At 45.7% G+C, this 23,156-nt stretch carries 17 protein-coding genes; 9 read left to right on the forward strand and 8 right to left on the reverse strand.

Annotated features, from left to right (window positions below; genetic code table 11):
* Positions 1 to 247 precede the first annotated feature (247 nt).
* On the forward strand, positions 248 to 3,058 hold the full coding sequence (locus tag ACTRWF_RS02995; protein WP_462835112.1) for a bifunctional aconitate hydratase 2/2-methylisocitrate dehydratase: 2,811 nt from the start codon (positions 248 to 250) through the stop codon (positions 3,056 to 3,058).
* A gap of 76 nt (positions 3,059 to 3,134) precedes the next feature.
* Here ACTRWF_RS02995 and ACTRWF_RS03000 read toward each other — a convergent pair whose 3' ends face one another.
* Positions 3,135 to 4,139, reverse strand: a complete 1,005-nt coding sequence (locus ACTRWF_RS03000) for a phosphorylase family protein (RefSeq protein WP_462835113.1) — start codon at positions 4,137 to 4,139, stop codon at positions 3,135 to 3,137.
* A 403-nt stretch (positions 4,140 to 4,542) separates the two neighbouring features.
* On the opposite strand from ACTRWF_RS03000, the gene ACTRWF_RS03005 reads away from it, so the two are divergent.
* The 5 genes from ACTRWF_RS03005 to lysC all read left to right on the forward strand — a co-directional run bounded on the left by ACTRWF_RS03005 (position 4,543) and on the right by lysC (position 10,831).
* Positions 4,543 to 4,827 carry a DNA ligase gene (locus tag ACTRWF_RS03005; RefSeq protein ID WP_462835114.1) on the forward strand — a complete coding sequence of 95 codons (285 nt, stop codon included), beginning with the start codon at positions 4,543 to 4,545 and terminating at the stop codon, positions 4,825 to 4,827.
* 144 nt (positions 4,828 to 4,971) lie between these two features.
* A complete protein-coding gene (locus ACTRWF_RS03010; RefSeq protein WP_462835115.1) occupies positions 4,972 to 5,925 on the forward strand; it encodes a DNA ligase in 954 nt (317 codons plus the stop codon).
* A gap of 362 nt (positions 5,926 to 6,287) precedes the next feature.
* A complete protein-coding gene (gene acnB, locus ACTRWF_RS03015) occupies positions 6,288 to 8,900 on the forward strand; it encodes a bifunctional aconitate hydratase 2/2-methylisocitrate dehydratase (RefSeq protein WP_462835116.1) in 2,613 nt (870 codons plus the stop codon).
* Positions 8,901 to 8,972: 72 nt separating this feature from the next.
* On the forward strand, positions 8,973 to 9,422 hold the full coding sequence (locus ACTRWF_RS03020; RefSeq protein ID WP_012517293.1) for a DUF192 domain-containing protein: 450 nt from the start codon (positions 8,973 to 8,975) through the stop codon (positions 9,420 to 9,422).
* Positions 9,423 to 9,481: 59 nt separating this feature from the next.
* Positions 9,482 to 10,831 carry a lysine-sensitive aspartokinase 3 gene (gene lysC, locus ACTRWF_RS03025; protein WP_024015731.1) on the forward strand — a complete coding sequence of 450 codons (1,350 nt, stop codon included), beginning with the start codon at positions 9,482 to 9,484 and terminating at the stop codon, positions 10,829 to 10,831.
* A gap of 67 nt (positions 10,832 to 10,898) precedes the next feature.
* Here lysC and ACTRWF_RS03030 read toward each other — a convergent pair whose 3' ends face one another.
* From ACTRWF_RS03030 to lptD, 7 genes are all read right to left on the reverse strand, one after another.
* The gene (locus ACTRWF_RS03030; RefSeq protein ID WP_462835117.1) at positions 10,899 to 12,923 is read right to left on the reverse strand and encodes a methyl-accepting chemotaxis protein; all 2,025 of its coding nucleotides are present in this window, start codon (positions 12,921 to 12,923) and stop codon (positions 10,899 to 10,901) included.
* A 287-nt stretch (positions 12,924 to 13,210) separates the two neighbouring features.
* On the reverse strand, positions 13,211 to 14,038 hold the full coding sequence (locus ACTRWF_RS03035) for a symmetrical bis(5'-nucleosyl)-tetraphosphatase (RefSeq protein ID WP_024015733.1): 828 nt from the start codon (positions 14,036 to 14,038) through the stop codon (positions 13,211 to 13,213).
* Between the two features lie 7 nt (positions 14,039 to 14,045).
* Positions 14,046 to 14,420, reverse strand: a complete 375-nt coding sequence (gene apaG, locus ACTRWF_RS03040; protein ID WP_020742914.1) for a Co2+/Mg2+ efflux protein ApaG — start codon at positions 14,418 to 14,420, stop codon at positions 14,046 to 14,048.
* A 6-nt stretch (positions 14,421 to 14,426) separates the two neighbouring features.
* Positions 14,427 to 15,254: a 16S rRNA (adenine(1518)-N(6)/adenine(1519)-N(6))-dimethyltransferase RsmA gene (gene rsmA / locus ACTRWF_RS03045; protein WP_012517298.1), complete on the reverse strand. Its 828-nt coding sequence runs from the start codon at positions 15,252 to 15,254 to the stop codon at positions 14,427 to 14,429.
* Positions 15,251 to 16,237 (reverse strand): 4-hydroxythreonine-4-phosphate dehydrogenase PdxA, encoded by a 987-nt coding sequence (gene pdxA / locus ACTRWF_RS03050; protein ID WP_012517299.1) that lies wholly within the window; start codon positions 16,235 to 16,237, stop codon positions 15,251 to 15,253. Before pdxA ends, rsmA begins: the two co-directional genes overlap by 4 nt.
* Positions 16,238 to 16,250: 13 nt before the next feature.
* Positions 16,251 to 17,534, reverse strand: coding sequence for a peptidylprolyl isomerase SurA (surA, locus tag ACTRWF_RS03055; RefSeq protein WP_462835118.1), 1,284 nt, complete (start codon positions 17,532 to 17,534; stop codon positions 16,251 to 16,253).
* A 59-nt stretch (positions 17,535 to 17,593) separates the two neighbouring features.
* Entirely contained in the window at positions 17,594 to 19,846 is a 2,253-nt protein-coding gene (gene lptD, locus ACTRWF_RS03060; protein WP_462835119.1) for an LPS assembly protein LptD, read from the reverse strand.
* A 470-nt stretch (positions 19,847 to 20,316) separates the two neighbouring features.
* On the opposite strand from lptD, the gene djlA reads away from it, so the two are divergent.
* From djlA to dsbC, 3 genes are all read left to right on the forward strand, one after another.
* Complete coding sequence (djlA, locus tag ACTRWF_RS03065; RefSeq protein ID WP_012517302.1) at positions 20,317 to 21,183, forward strand: co-chaperone DjlA; 867 nt, start codon at positions 20,317 to 20,319, stop codon at positions 21,181 to 21,183.
* On the forward strand, positions 21,184 to 22,110 hold the full coding sequence (gene xerD, locus ACTRWF_RS03070; protein WP_071950808.1) for a site-specific tyrosine recombinase XerD: 927 nt from the start codon (positions 21,184 to 21,186) through the stop codon (positions 22,108 to 22,110).
* A 321-nt stretch (positions 22,111 to 22,431) separates the two neighbouring features.
* Positions 22,432 to 23,154 (forward strand): bifunctional protein-disulfide isomerase/oxidoreductase DsbC, encoded by a 723-nt coding sequence (dsbC, locus tag ACTRWF_RS03075; RefSeq protein ID WP_012517304.1) that lies wholly within the window; start codon positions 22,432 to 22,434, stop codon positions 23,152 to 23,154.
* The last annotated feature ends 2 nt before the right edge of the window (positions 23,155 to 23,156 follow it).

The raw sequence follows: 23,156 nt of genomic DNA on the forward strand, positions 1-23,156 counted from the left end.
TAGCTTTTATTTTTCATAAGTTGCTGTAATAGAATGTTTATTTTTGTTTGTTGCAAAGTTTCGGGTTTGCTGCCATTTTTCTCGGCGCGCAAGATAATTACACGCTAGCGAGATGTTTGCCTATCTGATTACTTTCAGTCATTACGTAACTGCTAAAAATCGGTTAAAATATCCCTCATTTTTATATGCGTATAGCTAAGACCGACTTAACACTACGCTCAAGTAAAACTAAGACCGAGAGAACTATATGAGTTTGTATTCAGAATATCTGGCAGAGATCGAAACCCGTAAAACGGAATTAGGTCTTAACCCTAAGCCAATTGACAGTGCAGAACTGCTGTCTGAAATTATTGCTCAAATTAAAGATACAACAAACGAGCACCGCGAAGACTCTCTAAAATTCTTTATCTATAACACCTTGCCGGGTACTACACCTGCTGCCGGTGTTAAAGCACAATTCCTAAAAGAAATTGTACTTGGCGAAGAAAAAGTAGAAGAAATCACCCCTGAGTTTGCACTTGAGCTTCTTTCTCACATGAAAGGTGGTCCATCGGTAGAAGCTTTACTAGACCTTGCGCTTTCTGACGATGAAGCGGTTGCAAACCCTGCGGCTGAAGTACTGAAAACGCAGGTTTATTTATACGAAGCTGATACTGAGCGTTTAGAGACAGCATACAAAGCGGGTAACGCGATTGCTAAAGACGTGCTAGAAAGCTACGCGAAAGCTGAATTCTTCACCAAGCTGCCTGACGTACCAGAGAAAATCGAAGTCGTTACCTACATTGCTGCTGAAGGTGATATCTCTACAGACCTTCTATCTCCTGGTAACCAAGCGCACTCTCGTGCAGACCGTGAACTTCACGGCCAGTGCATGATCACGCCAGAAGCGCAGCAAGAAATTGTTGAACTAGGTAAAAAACACCCTAACGCAAAAGTTATGCTTATTGCTGAAAAAGGTACCATGGGTGTAGGTTCTTCTCGTATGTCTGGTGTGAACAACGTTGCACTATGGGCCGGTGAGCCAACAAGCCCTTACATTCCTTTTGTAAACAAAGCGCCAATTGTTGCTGGTACTAACGGTATCGCACCAATCTTCCTTACTACTGTAGACGTAACCGGTGGTATTGGTCTTGACCTTAAAAACTGGGTTAAGAAAACAGACGAAAATGGCGAAATCGTTCGCGATGCAAACGGCGACCCAGTGCTTGAAGAAGCTTACTCTGTAGCAACAGGTACGGTACTGACCATCGATACCAAAGCGAAGAAGCTTTTCAATGGTTCAGAAGAACTTGCTGACGTATCTGCGTCATTTACTCCTCAGAAAATGGAGTTCATGAAAGCGGGTGGTTCTTACGCCGTAGTTTTCGGTAAGCAGCTACAATCTTTTGCTGCACGTACACTAGGTGTTGAAGCACCAGCAGTTTACGCGCAATCAAAAGAGGTTTCACACGAAGGCCAAGGCCTTACTGCTGTAGAAAAAATCTTTAACCGCAACGCGGTAGGCGTAAACTCAGACGCACCACTTCACGCGGGTTCTGACGTACGCGTTAAAGTAAATATTGTAGGTTCTCAGGACACTACCGGCCCAATGACGTGCCAAGAGTTAGAGTCAATGGCGGCATCGACTATTTCACCTACTGTTGACGGTGCTTATCAGTCAGGTTGTCACACGGCGTCGGTATGGGATAAGAAAGCACAGGCTAACATTCCTAAGCTAATGTCATTCATGAACAACTTTGGTGTAATCACAGCCCGTGACCCTAAAGGCGTTTACCACGCAATGACTGACGTTATCCACAAAGTGCTTAACGACATCACGGTAGACGACCGCGCTATCATCATTGGTGGTGACTCACACACGCGTATGTCGAAAGGCGTGGCGTTCGGTGCTGACTCAGGTACGGTAGCACTAGCACTTGCGACAGGTGAAGCGGCAATGCCAATTCCAGAGTCTGTGAAAGTGACCTTTAAAGGTAGCATGAAAGAACACATGGACTTCCGTGACGTGGTTCACGCTACTCAAGCGCAAATGCTTAAGCAATTCGCTGGCGAGAACGTGTTCCAAGGTCGCGTAATTGAAGTACAAATCGGTACTCTACTTGCTGACCAAGCGTTTACGTTTACTGACTGGTCTGCAGAAATGAAAGCGAAAGCGTCAATCTGTATCTCTGACAATGAGACTATGGTTGCGTCACTTGAGCTTGCTAAGAGCCGTATCCAAATCATGATCGACAAGGGTATGGATAACGAAGCGAACATGCTTCAAGGTCTAATCGACCTTGCTGACAAGCGTATTGCTGAAATCAAGTCTGGCGAAGTACCAGCGCTTGCACCAGATGACAACGCTAAGTACTACGCAGAAGTGGTTATCGACCTAGATCAAATCGACGAACCAATGATTGCTGACCCAGACGTAAACAACGAAGACGTGTCTAAGCGTTATACCCACGACGTTATCCGTCCAGTTTCTTACTACGATGGTAAGCCAGTAGACCTAGGTTTCGTTGGTTCTTGTATGGTGCACAAAGGCGACATGCAAATTATCGCGCAAATGCTGCGTAATCTAGAGAAGCTTAACGGCTCTGTAGAGTTTAAAGCGCCACTTGTTGTTGCGCCACCTACATACAACATTGTTGACGAACTAAAAGCCGAAGGCGACTGGGAAGTACTTGCGAAATACGCAGGCTTTGAATTCGACGATGCTAAGCCAAAAGAAGCAGCGCGTACTAAGTACGACAATATTCTTTACCTAGAACGCCCTGGATGTAACCTATGTATGGGTAACCAAGAAAAAGCTGAGCCGGGCGATACCGTAATCGCAACGTCTACTCGCTTGTTCCAAGGTCGAGTTGTTGCTGACTCTGATGAGAAAAAAGGTGAGTCACTGCTAGGCTCTACGCCGCTAGTAGTACTTTCAACTGTACTTGGTCGCTTCCCAACCACGGAAGAGTACAAGCAAGCGGTTGAAGGCATTGACCTAACTAAGTTTGCTCCACCATCTGAAGACTTAGCTGTTAAGCCTAAGTTCGAAGCAGACGTAGCAGTTAAGCGCGTATAAGCACTTACCGCTAAACAAAACATTAAAAAGCCCCAACCAAGGTTGGGGCTTTTTTATCTCTGACCCCATTTATTATTTACTGAGTCTCGGTTGTTACGAGTTCATCGAGTATACCAAGTAGTAGTTTTGTGCCGGTGCCAGAGGCAATTGCGTCAAATACATTTTCAACATTTTTACCGTGCTGCCCACCCGCTAGGTCGCTAATTGAGCGGATAATTAACCAATCCACGTCATTAACAAAGCTCACCTGTGCAACGGTTGCTGATTCCATTTCTGCTACATCGGCAGTGTAAACATCGCGAAGCCATTCGCGGTATTTTGCGTTATCGACAAATACCGAACCTGTCACCCCGTTACCGCCAATATCCACCAGTATTTCTTTACCCGATGGCATAGTAATAGGCGGGATTTTTTTCAAAGCACGCTGTGCCATCGCCAATAGCGCTTTGTCTGCCGTAAAATAGGGCATTCTTTTGCGGGTGTCCCAACCTTCTTTAACTACAGCAACCTCGGTAGGGTGAATAAACCCAATGTTTTTATAGTTAGGCGAGTGCTTATCAGTCTCCCGTCGCGCTTTGTAATATTCGAGCTGCTTAGCGTAATAGTCCGGTAGCTCGTAGACGTTAGCGTCACCTTTCTTCGGGTTGATATAGACAGATTCATCGTGGAAGTACCAACGTTCAGGTACTGCGATATCGCCCGGCGTGTATTTCGGGTTTATGGCCCCTGCAATCCCCATCATTACCAGTTTATCAATAGGAAAGTAATCCAGCGCCATCTGTACGGTCATCGCTGCGTTGGTAATGCTGACACCCGTACTAAATACAACAATGGGCTCACCTTTATAAGTACCTAACTGATACTTAACCCCTTTAATATAAACCGTTTGCGTAATCTGAGCATCGTCCATGGTTGCAAACGCGGCGTCAATCGCTTCAATTTCTGGCTCGTAAGCAGCAACCATGGCTGTCCATTTGTTTTTAACATTGGAAAAATCTTTAGGGCCGTACTGGCTGGTATCGTCATTTGCTAAAGACGACAGCGATATACACACGAAAAAAACAAAACTACTTAAGCGCATAGTGACCTTATTTAATTTATTATTTGCACCAATAAGGTGCGGTTGATGAGCGAGTACTGCACGTAATTGCGATAAATAGCTATTAGCACAGCCTCAGATAGACACTAGGGCAAAGTTCGAGCCAACAAGGTCGCTAAATGTTAGCAACTTTATTAGGGCGATGATAGCGATTGATAAAGGTGAGAACTCATGGCAAGGCTCTTCGTTTATTGCTTAAAATTTGCATACCAAGTAATGTTAAGTAAACGCCCACCTGAATAGCTAAATGATTCAGAAAAAGCAGCTTAGTTAAGCATTTAGCATAGCTTTTGATAAGGTGCTCTCGACACCGCAGCACGAGGGTCCCCAAGTTTATCTAAATAGACAAAAGCGCTTGCAATCTTTACTAAAGGAATAAGTAACCTTGAAACACAAAAGCAAATTTAAACATTTAAACTGGGCTAGCACTGCAGTTGTCATGGTTGGAATTACCGTGGGAGCAAGCGGGTGTACTACCGTCACGACAGGCCAAACCGAAGACTGTATTGAGCAAGCTAATAACGCAGATGTTCACGGGGTGAATACGGCCGATGAACAACTCAATGCCTGCTTAGAAACTTACCAACTGCGACGCAATAAAGAACGAACGGTAGGTGAAGCCTTTGCTGAAGACGTGCTTATCTCTGTTATTAATATTATTACTGACTAGAGCCGTTTCAATTAAACGAAAAACCATCTTACGTACAGTTAAAAAAACCAAGAAGGCAGAGTAATTTACTCTGCCTTCTCTGTTTTAACGTCTCTATTTTGAAGCGTTGAAGCGGGTAACTTTTAACGAACCAAGGTGGATTTAGTGCAATTTTTTCTAACAGTATTTTGTCTTCTTTTAATCACTGCTGTTACCCACGTTAATGCAGAGGATAAGCACGATATTGTCGATGGTTTACAGCTTGCCAAGCAATATGGCCACAGCCGGCAAGATATAAATATCGCCGAGTATTGGGTGAGCGAAAAATTAGACGGCATTCGGGCACGATGGGACGGCACTGAACTGAGAACCCGCAATAACAACAAAATAGACGCTCCGGCATGGTTTACTGCCAATTGGCCTAAAGCAACCATTGATGGTGAGCTCTGGATTGCGAGAGGGCAGTTTGAACGTACGGCTTCCATTGTGCTTTCAAAGTTAACGAGCGTTGCGCCTCAATCTGTAGCCGGATCTTTACCTCGTACTGAATCTACAGTCGATGCCATGACCGCTACACATTCCCTACCAAGCAAACGCTGGGCTAAGGTTAGGTTTATGGCGTTCGACATGCCTGTAGCGGGCCAGTCCTTTGACAGTCGACTCAACATGCTGAATAACCTTAAAGAAGCTACGCCCAATCCTACGTTTGCCGTTGTTCCCCAATTTACCCTTTCTTCTGTTAATGCGCTTGAAGAAAAGCTTGAACAAGTAACATTAAGCGGCGGGGAAGGGTTAATGCTTCACCACAAAAAGGCGTTTTACCATTCAGGGCGCAGTGACAAACTACTTAAGGTAAAGCAGTTTGAAGATGCTGAAGCGAAAGTACTGGCGCACCTTGCCGGGAAAGGAAAATTCAAAGGCATGATGGGCTCGCTGCTTGTAGAAACGCCCGCCGGCGTTCAGTTCAAATTAGGAACGGGCTTTTCTGAAAAAGAGCGTCGAGCGCCGCCCGCTGTTGGCAGCTGGGTGACCTTTAAGTTTTACGGTGTAACGAAAAACGGGAAACCGAGGTTTGCGAGCTTTCTTCGTGTAAGGCCGCCCTCTGATTTACCCAAGTAATAGTTTGCCGAAATGTTTCAATAGACCTAACGAATCGTGTTAAAAAGGCTGTTTTCTACGGTTTACGTTTTTCACTGCTCTTAAAAGGGTCATCTAAAGGCTACCCCTTGTCTTTACCTCATAAAGCCTTATACCTTATTCATATGTCAATTGTTAATGTTGATTTCGAGGCTTTTATTTAATCGATTTTAGCGTTTAAAAGTAACGCTATGAATAGTGATTATAAGTGAATAAAAAGGGCTTAAAATTTAAAAATCTAGCCCTTGAAGTTATACTGATGATGATTTACTAAACACTCCTTGCGTCAAGTGCGTACAAGACCGTTTACTCCCATTGCGCAAGCTAACTTAGAGGAAGAGACTGTGTTACAAGACTATCGCAAACACGTTGAAGAACGTGCACAACAAGGCATTCCCCCAAAAGCGCTTAATGCCGAACAGGTTGCTAGCCTCGTCGATTTATTAAAAAATCCGCCAGAGGGTGAAGGTGAATTCTTACTAGAACTACTTTCAGAACGTGTGCCGCCTGGCGTCGATGAAGCGGCCTACGTTAAAGCCGGTTTTTTAAGTGCCATCGCAAAAGGCGAAGACAGCTGCGAGCTCATCTCTAAGGAAAAGGCAGTAACCCTATTGGGAAACATGCACGGCGGTTACAACATTGCCACGCTGGTAGAACTGCTTGATGACGAGAGTCTAGCGCCGTTGGCTGCCAAAGAGCTTAAACACACGCTGTTAATGTTCGATGCTTATCACGATGTGGAAGAGAAACACAAAGCGGGTAACGAGTACGCTACTGACATTATCAAGTCTTGGGCCGAAGGTGAGTGGTTTACTTCGCGCAAACTCATGGATGACAAAATTACCTACTCAGTATTTAAAGTAACCGGCGAAACCAATACTGATGATTTATCTCCAGCGCCCGACGCATGGTCTCGCCCTGATATTCCTCTGCACGCCCTTGCGGCTTACAAAATGCCTCGCGAAGGATTGGAGCCCGAAGAACCCGGCGTTAAAGGCCCAATGACACAAATAGAAGAAGTCAAAAGTAAAGGATATCCGGTTGCTTTTGTGGGTGATGTTGTCGGTACCGGCTCGTCACGTAAGTCGGCGACGAACTCAGTGTTATGGTTCTTTGGCGAAGATTTACCGGGCGTGCCGAATAAACGTGGCGGTGGTGTATGTATCGGCTCAAAAGTTGCGCCTATTTTCTTTAACACCATGGAAGATGCTGGCGCACTGGTTTTCGAAGCCGATGTGGAAAAAATGAATATGGGGGATGTGATAGATATCTACCCATTTGAAGGCAAAATTACCAACCACGAAACCGGTGAGCTTCTCGCAGAATATAGCTATAAGTCGAAAGTGATTTTAGATGAAGTTCGTGCGGGGGGACGCATTAACCTGATTATTGGGCGCGGTCTTACAGAGAAAGCGCGAGAGACGTTAGGTTTAGGTCCAACAGATCTTTTCCGCACGCCTGAACAACCAAAAGACAGCGGAGCGGGTTTCTCGTTAGCGCAGAAAATGGTGGGCAAGGCTTGTGGTGTTGAAGGCATTCGCCCGGGCACTTACTGCGAGCCCAAAATGACAACTGTGGGCTCGCAAGATACCACAGGACCTATGACCCGCGATGAGCTCAAAGACTTAGCTTGTCTTGGTTTTACTGCCGATTTAACCATGCAGTCATTCTGTCACACAGCGGCTTATCCTAAGCCGGTGGATATCGAAACCCAGCACACATTGCCTGATTTTATTATGAATCGCGGTGGGGTATCGCTTCGTCCCGGCGATGGCATTATTCACAGCTGGTTAAACCGCATGTTGTTGCCTGACACAGTAGGAACAGGCGGCGACTCCCATACCCGTTTTCCATTAGGTATTTCATTCCCAGCGGGCTCAGGGCTGGTGGCGTTTGCTGCGGCCACGGGCGTGATGCCTCTTGATATGCCTGAATCTATTCTTGTGCGCTTTAAAGGGGAAATGCAGCCAGGCATTACCTTAAGAGACCTTGTACACGCTATTCCTTTGTACGGTATTAAACAAGGGCTATTAACGGTAGAGAAAAAAGGCAAAATAAACGCCTTTTCTGGCCGTATTCTAGAAATTGAAGGGTTAGAAAACCTGACGGTAGAGCAGGCGTTTGAGTTATCCGATGCATCGGCAGAGCGTTCAGCGGCAGGCTGTACCATCAACCTTTCTGAAGAATCGATTGCCGAGTACCTGCGTTCAAATATCACTATGCTTCGCTGGATGATTAACGAAGGTTACGGCGATCCGCGCACATTAGAGCGCCGCGCTCAGAAAATGGAAGAGTGGCTCGCAAATCCAGAACTAATGCGCGCCGATGCCGACGCGGAATATGCTGAGGTTATCGAAATCGACCTTGATGATATTAAAGAACCCATTGTGTGCTGCCCGAATGATCCAGACGACGCGAAAACCTTGTCTGAGGTGGCGGGTGATAAGGTGGATGAGGTCTTTATTGGTTCATGCATGACAAACATTGGTCACTTCCGCGCTGCCGGTAAATTGCTTGAGCAGTTTAATAAAACCTTGCCAACTCGTTTGTGGATGTCGCCACCAACGAAGATGGATAAAGCCCAGTTGATGGAAGAGGGGTATTACAATATTTATGGTCGTGTTGGTGTGCGCACCGAAATGCCTGGATGTTCTTTGTGTATGGGGAACCAAGCCCGTGTAGACGCTGGCGCTACCGTACTTTCAACCTCTACCCGTAACTTCCCGAATCGCTTGGGTGATGGCGCAAACGTGTACCTGACATCCGCTGAACTTGCTGCAGTAGGAGCAATTGTGGGGCGCATTCCAAGTGCCGAAGAGTACATGGAGTACGCCAGCAAGATTAACGCTATGTCGGGTGAAGTATTCCGCTACTTAAACTTCGACAAAATGCCAAGCTTTAAGAAGGCAGAAGAAGAGGCAAAAGCGCGCATTATTCCGACATTGAATGTTGCTTAAAATAGTGTATAAACTACAAAGCCGGTTCCCCTTGAGGTGACCGGCTTTTTTTATGGCGAAAAGGAATGTCTAATGGGAAAATCTTTCTTTATTGTTGCTGCACTTGTATTAACCTTAGGGTGTGCAAAAGCGCAGGTTGACCCTGCATCGTCGCTCGATTCGGTGAACTTCGATTCCATATCACTTGAAATTGGCGATAAGCACTATGAAGTTGAGTATGCCAAAACCTTTGAGCAACGCGCTCAGGGCTTGATGTTTCGCAAAGCCCTTTGTGAAGATTGCGGTATGTTTTTTAAGTTTTCCAGCCCCAAATTTGCGGGGATGTGGATGAAAAATACTTTTGTTCCGCTAGACGTAGCATTTATCGACAGAAATGGCGTAATAACGGATATAAAACCTCTCACTCCCCATAGCTTGGAGTCGGTCGGATCATCGAAAGAGGTACTTTACGCATTGGAAATGAACCAAGGGTGGTTTGCCGAGAATAACATTAAAGTAGGCGACCAAGTAACGATTGATTGACCGCGCAAAACGCGCGGTTTCGCTAGCTGTAGGCTAGTTTTATTCTGGAGTTTAATATAGTGACAAATGCCTTATCGATAGCCAAGTTCGGTGGAACTAGCGTAGCGAATTACGAAGTAATGCAAAACTGCGCCCGAATTGTTGCCGGTAATGACAAAACGCGCATTGTGGTAGTGAGTGCCTCAGCAGGGGTAACTAACCACCTGGTGAGTCTAGCGCACACGCCGATGACGCAACAGCAAATTGAAGAAACCTGCCAAGCCATTGTCGACATCGAGCACGCTATTCTTAACAAGCTTGACGACAAAGCGGCCGTTGAACCTAAGCTCAACGATTTACTTGAAGAGATGCGAAGCTTAGCGTTTCACGAAGAAATTCTTCATAGGGACGACTTAAAAGATCAGCTGCTTTCTATGGGCGAGCGTATGTCCTCGCTTATGTTCTCATCAGTGCTTGCTGAGCAGGGCGTGAAGACCATGAACTTCGACGTTCGCAAGGTACTTCGTACGGATAGCGAGTTCGGTGAAGGCGCGCCGCAAATCGAAGAAATTGAAAAACTAGCGAAGCAACTGCTCACGCCTGAAATCAAAGAGGCCATTGTGGTAACCCAAGGCTTTGTTGGCGCAGATGAAGAAGGTCGTACTACAACACTTGGTCGTGGTGGGTCTGATTTTACGGCAGCGCTACTTGCTGAAGCCCTTGATGCCGAGGCGTGCGAGATTTGGACCGACGTAACCGGGGTATACACAACCGACCCGCGGATTACACCAGCAGCACACCCTCTGCCTGAACTGAGCTTTGAAGAAGCGGCAGAAATGGCAACCTTTGGTGCAAAGGTACTGCACCCTGCCACCATGGAGCCAGCGCTTCGCAAAGACATTAAAGTGTTCGTAGGGTCAAGCAAAGAGCCTGAAAAGGGCGGTACGTGGATTGTACGCAATTGTGAGCACGAGCCACCATATCGCGCTATCACCCGCCGTAAAGAGCAGGTAATGGTAACGGTTAAAACACCTAAGATGATGTACGCTCAGGGCTTCCTACAGCAGGTATTTGCGATTATCGCTAAGCACAAACTGAGCGTTGACTTGGTAACCACGTCAGAAATCTCGGTATCGTTTACCCTAGATAACCCAGCAAACTCGGTAGCCCAGCGCCTGAATAAAGAGACCATTGCTGAACTTGAAACTATCTGTGATGTAAAGGTAGAGAAAGGGTATGATTTAGTAACCGTTGTGGGTAACAACATGCAAACGGCTATTGGCGTTTCAAGCAAGATTCTATCTGCGGTATCAGATTTTAACCTGCGTATGATTTGCTTTGGTGCAAACCCGCATAACTTGTCGTTCTTAGTAAACGAGACAGACAGTGATGACGTGGTTCGCAAGCTTCACAGCGCATTGTTTGAGTAAGCAAGTGTAAGATAAAAAAACGGCCGATATGATATCGGCCGTTTTTGTTTGTATTACGCGTAAATTATTACACTTTAAACTGTCTGATAGACTGTTGAAGTTCGTCTGCCAGACGCGCTACTTCATGGCTAGATTCAGACGTTTGCTGTGCACCTGCTGTGGTTTCTTCTGCAATACCCACAATGGTTTCAAGCTTTTCACTGATTTCTTGCGAGACCGTGTTCTGTTCGCGGGCAGATTGCTCAATTTGCGAGCTTACATCATGCGCTTTGTGAACCGCGTCTGTAATAATGTCTAACGCCTGCGTTGCTTTCTCTGTTTGCTCAACACATGCCGCTGTTTGGTCTTTGCCTTGGTCCATAACCGCTACCGCTTTTTCGGCGCCCGCTTGAAGCACCTCAATCATGGCATTGATTTCTTGTGTCGACTCTTGGGTTCGGCTAGCAAGGGTTCTTACTTCATCAGCAACTACCGCAAAGCCTCGGCCTTGTTCACCGGCACGGGCAGCTTCGATAGCTGCGTTCAAGGCTAGCAAGTTAGTTTGATCGGCAACACCGCGGATAACGTCCAGAATACCGCCAATACTAGCGCTGTCTTGATGCAGCTTGTTAATAACGTCGGCCGCTTCTTGCACGTCGCGAGACAGAATTTCGATGGTGTTCTTATTCTCTAACGAAATTTGACGCACGTTTTCGGCTTCAGCATCAGCATGGCGAATTTGGCTAAGCGTATCTTCAGCATTTTGCACGACCAGCTGAGACGTAGAGTGCATTTCTGTTGTTGCTGTCGCTATTTGGCCAATCTGAGACTTCTGATCCTGAATTGAATGAGTAGTTTGCGCGGTGACTGCCGACGTTTGCTCTGACGCCGCAGCTAACTGCTCAGCGCGAACATTGATGCCGGTAATCAGCTCTTTAAGGCTGCCTATTAAAGTATTACAGTTGCGAGCTAACAGACCGAATTCGTCTTGTGCTGAATCATCAAGACGATGAGTTAGGTCACCCGATGAGGCAACAGTGAGTAACTCATTGACGCGATAAAGTGGGCGTGTAATAGCGCGTACTGTTACGTAACCTATGAACGCAGCAACGGCGATAGAAATGATCACAACAACAATAACAAACGTGTTGCCCGTTGCAATGGCACTGTTTACTTGGCTTTCTACGTGTGACGCTTTTTTGTCAGCCAACGTTAGCAAGTTTTCAAGTGCAACCACACCTTGCGTAATGTTTTGATCAGATGCGTTCAGCGCTTTCTCTGCATCATTTCTACGCTCTAAGCGGTCCACGTGGAGTTGGACTACGCCATCGTTTGCTTTTATTGCATTTATTGCGTCGTTTACAAGGTCATTAATATCATCTAGCGTACCTGAGTCGTCACGACCGCCAGCAGCTTGCATCATGTCGCTTAACTGGGTAACCACTTTCTCAACAACAAGGTCTACTTCGTTACCTAGCGTCTGTGAACGCACTAGCGTCTGGGTTTTAATGTACTCGTAAGATACGGTGAGTAAAGACAGCAGTGACGTTTCAAGTTGACCGCCAATCTCAGCTGCACGTCTAAGGTTTGAATCTTGTTGAACGCTATCTAAATCTGAAAAGTCCAGAAGGTAGGTTGAAGCATCATCGGCGTTATCTTCCGCATCACCTAGTCTATCTTCAATACTGTTGCGTAAATCAAGATACATTTGGTGGTTTTTATACATAGCTTCAACGTTGTTAATATACGTTTCGTATGACTCACGCACACTGTTGAGTGTGCTTTTTAACTCTGGCTCGTTGTTAACAGCCTGCGCTAACTTTTTATACTCGCTTTCAAACGTATCTTTTGCAGAGTTAAAAGACGCTCGTTTGTCCTTTAATTCACTGACGTTTTCTTCGATATAGCTTTCAAAAGTTAGCCGCCCCATGTTGAGGAAGCTGGCTTTTAATGCGTTGCTGCCCGCTACCGTAGGTAGAGCAACGTCATTAACTTCTTCTGTAGCAGAGCCTATTGAGTTGAGGTTGTAAAGTGAAACAACACTAATGACGATTAGAAGTGCGCTAATCGCGACAAATCCCCCGATTACGCGTGTGGCTACCGTTATTTTCATCGGAACTCCTGGATGAGTGTTTTTATTTTTATCCCTAACGATATTACCCGTCTCAGTTAACAAAATATAGCGCTTAAGCGCAAGACTTTGCCCTCAACGAGAGAAGGTAATGAAACATCATCGTTACTAACTTACGTAAGTGTATCGGCTACAATAACTTAATGTTTATTTTATTTAGCAACTTGGTATAGAAATAGTAGCGTAATTATAGGTGGTAATACCAGTTTGCGCTTCAAATAAGGTGGGCAAGGTAGGCAGACTTGCTCGTAAAGCCTGCATTTTTGTCTTTAAGCTTTTACGGTTACCAGCGTATCACTGCTAATGTTAAGCATGGTCATACTTTGCCCCCACACGTAGCCCGTATCTAAGCCAATAAACTGAGCGCTATTAGTTTGGCCTGAAAGAGCCGCCCAGTGGCCAAATACAACGCGCTGATTGGCAAGTAGCTGTTCATTCTTTCGTTCGAACCACGGCATAATTGTGCTACTTGTACTGTGCGACACTGCGCTAGGGTGAGATTTATTGTCGAAATCGAGCGTTCCATCACTGTAAACAAAGCGCATTCGCGTGCAGGCATTAACAATAAAGCGCAGCCGCGCTTCGCCGGTCCATTTTTCAGACCAGTTATCGGGGCTATTTCCATACATGCTGCTTAGAAAATTAGCATAATTATCTGACTTCAAAATGGTACTGACTTCGTCGCTTAACGACACGGCCTTATCAATTGACCATTTAGGATAAAGCCCAGCATGGACCATAATAGAGCGCTTATCTATTTTCATGGCTAAGGGGAATTGTCTAAGCCAGTCAATCATTTCCGGCAAATCAGGCGCGCTTAATAAGTCGTCTAACTTGTCTGATTTCTTAGGCTTGCGAATGCCGTTGACTACGGCGAGTAGGTGGAGATCATGATTACCTAAAACGCTATTAAAGTTATCTCCAAGCGATTTTAGAAAACGAAGGGTGCTTAAAGAGTCTTCACCACGAGCGACAAGGTCGCCCACGGCAAGCAACGTATCGTTTTCTTCATCAAATTGTACTTTATCTAAAGCGCGTCGAAGACCGTCATAGCAGCCTTGAATATCGCCAATGACGTAGGTGTTACCTTGTGACATAGAAACCTTAATGAAGAATGCTTGGAATGGCTAATCGAAATACATTGATAGGAACTCGAAAGCGTTCTTTGCTCTCTAGCTCCATCTCATAATAGCCTTCCATATTCCCCACAGGTGTGTCAATAACCGCACCACTGGTATATTCAAACTGTTCACCGGCTTTTAAGATAGGTTGTTTCCCTACTACCCCAGCACCTTCTACTTCAGAGGTTTTACCGTTGGCATCGGTGATCTTCCAATAGCGGTTGATCAGCTGAACGGTATGATTGCTCTTGTTTTCAATAGTGATGTGATAGGCAAAAGCAAACTGCTTTGAATCTGAAGGAAGGTGGTCTGGAAGGTGGCGGGTTTTCACCCGCACCTTTATATCAAGTACATCCATAGATGGCTATTGCTCTTGTTGACTCTCTTTTGCAGACACTGCGTTGGCAATGGTGGCAAAATCATTGAGAGATAGCACTTCAGCGCGACAGGTAGGGTCAATACCTAGCTCACGAATTTCTTCCTCGCTTAAGCTGTCCTTAAGTGAGTTACGAATGGTTTTACGGCGCTGATTAAAAGCCTGTGCACAAACCCGCTCTAGCGTACTAACAGACACAACGTCAACCGGTGGCGACTGATGCGGGACAAGTTTCACTACCGCTGAATCTACCTTCGGCGGCGGCTTAAACGCACCGGGTGGAACATTCAATACGGGGATCACATGGCAGTAGTACTGCGCCATTACCGAAAGTCTACCGTAGTTCTTTGAACCGGGACCTGCTGCTAAGCGGTTAACCACTTCTTTTTGCAGCATAAAATGCATATCTTCAATGCAATGAGCATGATCAAAAAGGTGGAACATTAACGGCGTTGAAATGTTGTAAGGCAAGTTACCAAAAACACGCAGCTTTTTATCTTTGAGCGGCATCTCTTTAGACAGCGCGCCAAAGTCCATGGTCATTGCATCTTGCTCTATAACAGTCAGCTTTTCACCATTAAACGGATGATGGCGCAAACGTTTGGCAAGATCTCGATCTAGTTCTATAACCGTTAATGCGTCGACTTCTTCGCAAACGGGGTCTGTTAACGCGCCTAAACCCGGCCCTATTTCCACCAAGTTCTGTTCGTTTTTAGGGGCGATGGCCGCAACAATTTTACCTATCACGTAGTCGTCGTGAAGGAAATTCTGACCGAATCGCTTCCTGGCCGTATGGCCTAAATGTGTTTTACTCATTGTTGATGATGTGCAAGCTCAATGGCTTTTTCCAATGCTTTTCTGAAACTACCGGCGTCGGCTTCTCCGGTACCGGCTAAATCTAATGCAGTACCGTGATCAACTGAAGTACGAACAAAAGGTAACCCTAATGTGATATTCACTGACGCCCCAAAACCTTTGTATTTTAGCACGGGAAGGCCCTGATCGTGATACATAGCAAGCACCACGTCGGCATTTTCAAGGTATTTAGGTTGAAAAATAGTATCTGCAGGTAGAGGACCCGTAATATTTAGCCCCTCTTCCCTCAATTCATTTAGCGCAGGAATAATAGTATGGATTTCTTCAGTACCAATATGACCGTCTTCACCGGCGTGAGGGTTCAAACCACACACATAAATATGAGGCTCTTTAATACCAAACTTCAGTTTCAGGTCGGTATTGATAATATGGATAACTTTGTAAAGTCGCTCGCGGGTTATGGCTTTTGCTACATATTCAAGAGGGATATGGGTTGTAGCAAGCGCTACATTAAGCCCTTCAGTGGAAAGTAGCATCACCACGTCAATGGTATTAGATTGATACGCAAAGAACTCGGTATGACCGCTAAACGACACGCCAGCTTTGTTAATAATGCCTTTGTGAACCGGGCCGGTAACAACGGCGTCGAAGTCGCCATTAATATTTGCCTGACAAGCCTGGCGCAGCGTTTCTACTACATACAAGCCATTTTCACTATCAAGCTCACCCGCAGTCACTTTCACTGATTTATCTATTTGCTTTATAAACAACGAACCCGCAGCTTGTACCTGCGGGTTATTTTCATCGTAATCGATAAGTGTAAGAGGAAGGCCTAACGTGGCGGCTCGGTCTTTGAGCATGTCACCGTCGGCGAACACGACAAGCTGAGCTTGCCATGCTTCTTGGGCCAGTTTGATAATTAAATCTGGCCCGATACCTGCCGGCTCTCCCGGTGTAATTGCTATTTTAATTGGTTTACTCATGAATAACTTATTGTTATGAATCGATAACTTCTACGTAAGCGGCATCGCGCATTTCACGTAACCAGTTCTCGGTTTCTTCTGAAAATTTTCTATTGAAGATTAGCTGGTACGCTTTGTCTTCTTTTCGCTTATCTGTGGCGTCATCCATGCGGCGGTCGATAAGCTGTATTAAGTGCCAGCCGTGAACTGTGCGCACAGGGTCGCTATACTCGCCAGGCTCAAGCTGCGATAACGCTTCTTTAAACTCAGGTACATAATTGCCTGGGTCAGACCAACCTAATTCGCCACCGCGAAGGGCTGAGCCTGGATCTTCTGAATGCTCTTTAGCTAGGTCGGCAAATTCCGCTTCACCGTTTTTCAATTCTTCTTTGAAGCGCGTTAACATGGCTTTTGCTTTGTCTTCGCTAAGAATAATTGATGGCTTAACAAGGATATGGCGTGAATTTACTTCCTCCACAGTGACTTTTTCAATACCGCGCGTATCGAGCACTTTCAAAATGTGAAAGCCAGCACCGCTTCGAATAGGGCCCACAAGCGCATCTTTATCTTTGTTTTGGATAGCTTCGGCAAATAGTGTTGGCATGGCATTGATATTAAGCCATCCCATATCACCGCCTTCTAGCGCCTCGTTACCTGATGATGACGCAATGGCAATTTTTGCGAAATCAGAGCCTGATTCTAATAACGCGATTACTTTGTCAGCACGCTCACGCGCTGCTTGAATGTCTTCGTCTGTCGGTTCAGGTGGGAAACCGATAAGGATATGGCCCAAGCGATATTCTGCTTGCTGCGCGCCCTGCTGCTCGATAAGGTCAACAAGGGTTTCAATTTCCTGAGGCGTAATATAAACGCGGCGGCGCACGTTAGCGCGGCGCACTTCACCCATAATGATTTCTTCACGAATATCTTCGCGGTAATCATCGTAAGCAATCCCTTCTGCGGCTAATTGGGCACGAAGCTGCTCAACGGTGGCGTTTTGGTTAGAAGCGATGTTGCCAATGGTTTGTTCTAACTGAGGGTCGCTAATACGAATACCCATGCGTTCAGCCATTTGTAGCTGCAGGCTTTTGGTTATTAAACGCTCGATTGCTTGTGTACGAAGCGCACGATCAGAGGGCAGCTGTTGATCATTCGCTGCAGCGTTGCGTTTAACTTCTTGTACAAGGGCATCAATTTCGCTTTCAAGCACTACGCCTTGGTCGACAATTACAGCAACGCGGTCAAGCATAACTTCTTGCGCAATACTGTTAAACGAGAGTAGGGCACCTAACATCAATGCACGGATAATGAACTTCATACACACTCTTTTATTATTGGTTAATTGCACTTAAGCGCTCATAAACGCTTAACTGCGGGTTAATTTAAACTATAAGGCTGACGATAGCCAAACATACCGTCTTGAAGCATGCTTCTTTGGGTTCCCGACGAACCTATTCCTTTAAAGATAAATTGCAGCGAAATACCGGAATCGAAGTCGTCCGTCGTTTGTTGGCCGCTATCATTGTAGCGGTTGTTCAAACTGCGCTGCGCTACTAGTCGCACGGCCCAACAGCATGATTCGTATTGAATGCCTGCGTAAGTCTCTACACTTCTGTTGCGCTCTAGATCGCGATAAGTACGACCTACCCACTGCCAATTTTCAGAAATAGGCCAGCTAGCAGAAATACCAATTTGGTCTATGGTTTCGCCACTGAGATCGCGAACATAGCGATGACTTAATTGAATAAAGCGCGAATCGTCTTTGCGGTATTCAATACCCACACCGCTTAAGTTAACTTTGTCTGTGTCAGTGGTCACTTGCACATCAGAATGGAAAAACCAGTTATTGTTAAAGCGCCAGTCTACTTCAGCCGCTAAGGCGGAGCGATCTTGATTTTTGGTCGCTGCAACGACTTCGTTATCTTCAAGGTAGAATATCTGACCCACGCTAAGAACAAATTGTTCCCGATTGTTTTTATCTAACATGCGCGTGGTTGCACCAAGGGTAATTTGGTTGTTGTCGCTAATTCTATCAAGGCCAGTAAACTCCTGACCTCGAAACAGCCCCTCAACGTCGGTTAAAAGGGGCGTAGAATCGTAAAAACCAATCGCCGTTTGGTCTTCATATGACGTATATAAATACTGAACTTTCGGCTCTAACGTCATGGACATGTCGTCACTAAACCAAGAGGTATCTCGTTCAAAGTACAGGGCACCATAAAGGCGAGCCTGACCAAGGGTTCGTTCTACGTCTTCTTTTAGGTCCGTTCCTTCCACATTATCTTGTTGGTAGACCGTTTGAAATAAGGTGGTTTCGGCAACAAATTCGCCCCATGCTGCTCTTAGCGGCATGGCAAGTGTTGGCGCTACGTGAAAACGGGTGGCGGTGGGGGCCGTGTCTAGCGTATTGTCGAAATGGGCGACTTCAGAGTCGAGGTTGAATTCAAAGTATTCGCCCAAGGGCTTTGTGTAATTAACTTTGATTTCAGGAACGGCGCGATAGCTATCAGCGGTGTCGCCAAGTACTTCAAAATCTTTTATGTGCATATTTACCGATAGATTGGTCGAGTAATAACTCAGGCCCACACTGCGGTAAAGATGTGTATCGGCGCGACTGTAATAGTCTGAGCCTAAATCGACAAGGTAGTTGTCATCGCTCAAACCGTTAAAATCTACATTTAAGAGCCAGTTATCGGCTATCAGGCCCTGATGCTCAAAACGATAAAAGTAGCGGTCTGGGTTACCTGTAATGTCAGAGTCGCTAGGCAAGTATTCTACGTATGCTTTACCCTGACTACGGGCTGTTAAATAACGAAACTCAGTATTTAGCTGAAGGCCGCGAAGACTCATCAGGCGAGGCGAGATAGTCATGTCGTAGTTAGGCGCAATATTCCAATAAAAAGGCTGGGTATAGTCGACGCCCGTTCTACTTGAACTCGTAAGCTCGGGAAACAGTAGGCCAGTTTGACGTTCATTACTGACAGGAAAGGCAAAATAGGGCAGATAGAAAACGGGCACATCGGCAATGTAGAAACGGGTGTGCTTGGCTTGTCCCCACACCGTTCCTTTTTCCAGGCTTATTTCACTCGCGCGAATAAGCCAGTCTTCATCCCCTTCGGGGCATGTTGTGAAGCTTACTTCTTTTAGTACTATGCCGGTATCGGTATCTAACACAATATCTTTTGCTGAACCTTGACCAACAAAGCCCGTTAACTGGTAACGGGTGTTTTGCATTTCTAAACGCTCTTCTTCAGAGCGCAGCGTTACCACATCACTTTCTACTTTTAGCTGCGCATCTTGATAAGTAACGTCGCCTTTCGCTATCAAGTCGCGACCGCTTCCGTTGACTTGCGCCTGAGAAGCGCTGATAACCGCAGTGTCTGAGGTAATATCTACATTGCCGGAAAACAGCGCTACGGTATCTTGGATAATCTCAGTACGGTTGGCTTCAACCTTCACGTGGCCTTTAGGCATTAACGCTTGGCTGCTGAAGGTAACAGGCTCGACTGAGCAAAATGCTAGAGGCACTGCATCTGAGTCTGATTTAGAATTTGAAGCTGTCGTTTCCTGTGCAAACGCGACTGTAGGCAAAAGAGTCGCGGAAACAAGCATGGCGCAGGTCTTTTTCATGCGTTAATGAGTGGCCTGTTTTGTTGTATGTTGCTTATAAACCCAAATAAGACGGCACGCGTCTCGGTTAGTTCGACATAACGTTTAAAAAAACCAGTGATAGTGCCCTTTATCCACTTATGTTTTAGCAGGTAGGGATGAATCACTCGCTATTACTATTTATTTAAGCGCCCAATTCTAAGCACTTCTGGCATAATTACCAACCATTCAGGCAAAAAAATGCACTTTTATACGTACAACTTATCCAAGTGCTGAATAAATATTGCGGTGTCGCTTGATTTCACAGGGTGCAGACCAAAGGTTAAACGGGTCTTTTGACAACGAGTTTTTGGTTTGCAGCACAGGTCATTAAGCCCTAGTTTATTCACTTATGTATTTGATATGATGGATTACTTAGCGCGCTGAATGCGGCGTGGATAGGTAATTCAAACATCACCTTTTTATATCGTGCACTAACGGAGTATGACGAGATGTCAATTTGGGGAAAAATCCTCGGCGCCTTATTTGGTTTCATGTTTTTAAAAATACCCGGTGCCATTTTAGGGCTGTTAGTCGGGCACTTTTTTGATAAAGCATATCGACAAGATTTCAATCAGCTAGGTGGCTTTGGGCGCTTTTTTACCGACCAAGATAACCTCAAGCAGCAGGCCATTTTCTTTCATAGCTTATTTAGCGCACTTGGGCATTTGGCAAAGTCGGATGGCAAAGTTACCGACCGTGAAATTCAAATTGCAACGGCGCTGATGGATGAGATGCGCCTGACCGGTGATGCCCGCCGTGAAGCGCAAGATGCATTTAGAGAAGGCAAGGCACGAGACTTTCCTTTGGTGGATACGTTAAAAGGCTTTTACGATGCCAGCCACGGCAGAAGAGATATCCTTCAGGTATTTCTAGAAATCCTTATACAAGCGGCTTTTGCTGACGGTCAACTTTCTCAAGAAGAATACAACGTACTTGAAAAAGTAGCGAAACCACTTGGATTTAGACGCCGTGATTTAGATTACTTAATCTCGATGTATGAAGCGGAAATCCGCTTTAGACAGCGGGGAGGGCAACGCACTCATTCTGGTGCGGGTCAGCGTCAACACGGCCGCGCAGGTCAGCAGTCGGCGTACTCGGAGCAGCAAAGCCTAGACGATGCCTATCGCATATTGGGTGTTGCTTCATCTGATGATGAAAAAACAATAAAACGGGCATACAGAAAAAGAATGGCCGAGCATCACCCTGATAAGTTAGTGTCTAAGGGTTTACCGGAGCAAGCCATGGAAATTGCGAAAAAGAAGGCCCAAGACATTCAGTCGGCTTACGAGTTGATTAAGCAAAAGCGTGGCTTTTAAATGGCAAAAACAAAGCGTGAGTTAACCTATGTGCCGCCAGCAAGTCAGGCACATATTGATGGCTTTATCGAAATGCTATGGCTGGAAAAGGGCTTGTCAGAGCACACCCAACAAAGCTACCGTACTGACCTTAGTAAGCTTGCTGTTTTCAGCAACAACCAAGGCATAAAAGACATTGCAGTGCTGAGTACTGAACAGCTTCAAGACTACCTTGCTTATCGTCATGATAAAGGCTTATCTACCCGCAGTACTCAGCGCGCGCTAAGTGCTATTCGCGCCTTCTTTGTTTACCTTATTAGTAAGCAGATAAGAGTGGACAGCCCGGTCTCTGCCTTGTCGAACCCGAAAACACCTAAAGCGTTACCTGCTTCACTTAGTGAACAGCAGGTAGAAGATTTGCTTAATGCCCCCCAAACCGACGACCCCATTGAATGCAGAGATAGAAGCATGCTTGAAGTGCTATACGCTACTGGACTTCGAGTCAGTGAACTTATCGGTTTAACGATGGACCAGATAAGCCTTCAGCAAGGTGTGGTACGGGTGGTAGGCAAAGGTAATAAAGAGCGTTTAGTTCCGCTAGGTGAGGAAGCCATAGAATGGCTGCTTACCTATATCAAAACAGCGCGACCTATACTCGCTACTAAAACCTCTGATTTTGTGTACCTCAGTAAGCGGGGCCAAAAGATGACGCGGCAAACTTTTTGGCATCGCATTAAATATTATGCAGTAAAGGCGGGAATAGAGCAGCACTTGTCTCCTCACACCCTAAGACATGCTTTCGCCACGCATTTGCTCAACCACGGGGCTGATTTGCGAGTGGTTCAAATGTTGTTGGGACATAGCGACCTATCGACAACCCAAATATACACGCACGTAGCCACTGAAAGGTTGCAAACGTTGATTCACAGTCATCACCCTAGGGGCTAAAGTGGGGCATTAATGCTACAAGTTGGCACCTATGTACGATGAGGCTCGGTATGGCCGTATATAAAATTGCAGCGCGTATGATAGGATTGAGGTAAGTCAAATATGGCCGTAAAGTAACGCAAAGCGCGTTCAGTAAAATAAAAGCATAGTTAAATTTAATGCAATTATTTTGCGCTTTGTACGCTCTTATTATTGCGGGGCTTATGAATTTCGGCCTAAAGGTTTATAAAGTGAAGATTATCAGCAGGTGCGCTAGTTGCCTTGGGCGAAAAGATGAAGCATCTGCGTAGCAGCCAAATTGGCGCAATGGAGTAATTTGAAGTGAAAGCAGTACAGAAAATGTTGTTAGCCGGCGCCTTTGCCGTAGGTTCTTTGTTGAGCATAAGTACACAGGCTGCAGATGAAGCCGCCATTCGCGACAAGCTAACCTCAATGTTAGGGTTAGACGTGGAAACGATTGCTGATTCACCCGTTTCAGGCTTGGTGCAAGTCTCTACTAACCGCGGGTTATTTTATGTGAGCGAAAACGGGCAATACTTGCTTCAAGCGCGGGTTTTTAACATTGATGAAGAAATGCGTAACGAAACAGAGCTTGCCCTATCAGGATTGCGTAAAGACGGCGTAAAACAAATGAAGTCGTCGTCAATTACGTTTAAAGCGGAAAACGAGAAGTACGAAATTAGCGTGTTCACCGATATTACCTGCGGTTATTGCCGTAAATTTCATAACGAAATTGATGAGTTGAACGATGCGGGCATTACCGTTCATTATCTTGCCTTTCCCCGTTCTGGTTTAAACAGCCAGAATTACGACGATATGGTATCGGTATGGTGTGCTAAAGATCCTCAAAAAGCGCTGACTAAAGCGAAAGCGGGAAGCGATGTTGCAAGCGCAAGTTGTAAAAACAAGGTCGCTGAACAATATATGCTGGGGCAAAAATTAGGGGTGAACGGCACGCCAAATATTGTGTTACCTGATGGTTCACTTATCCCAGGGTATCAACCTGCTAAAATGTTAGCGAAGGCATTAGCAGCGACAGAGTAACG

The sequence above is a fragment of the Alteromonas sp. G5_S2_22_S1 genome (assembly GCF_054968525.1).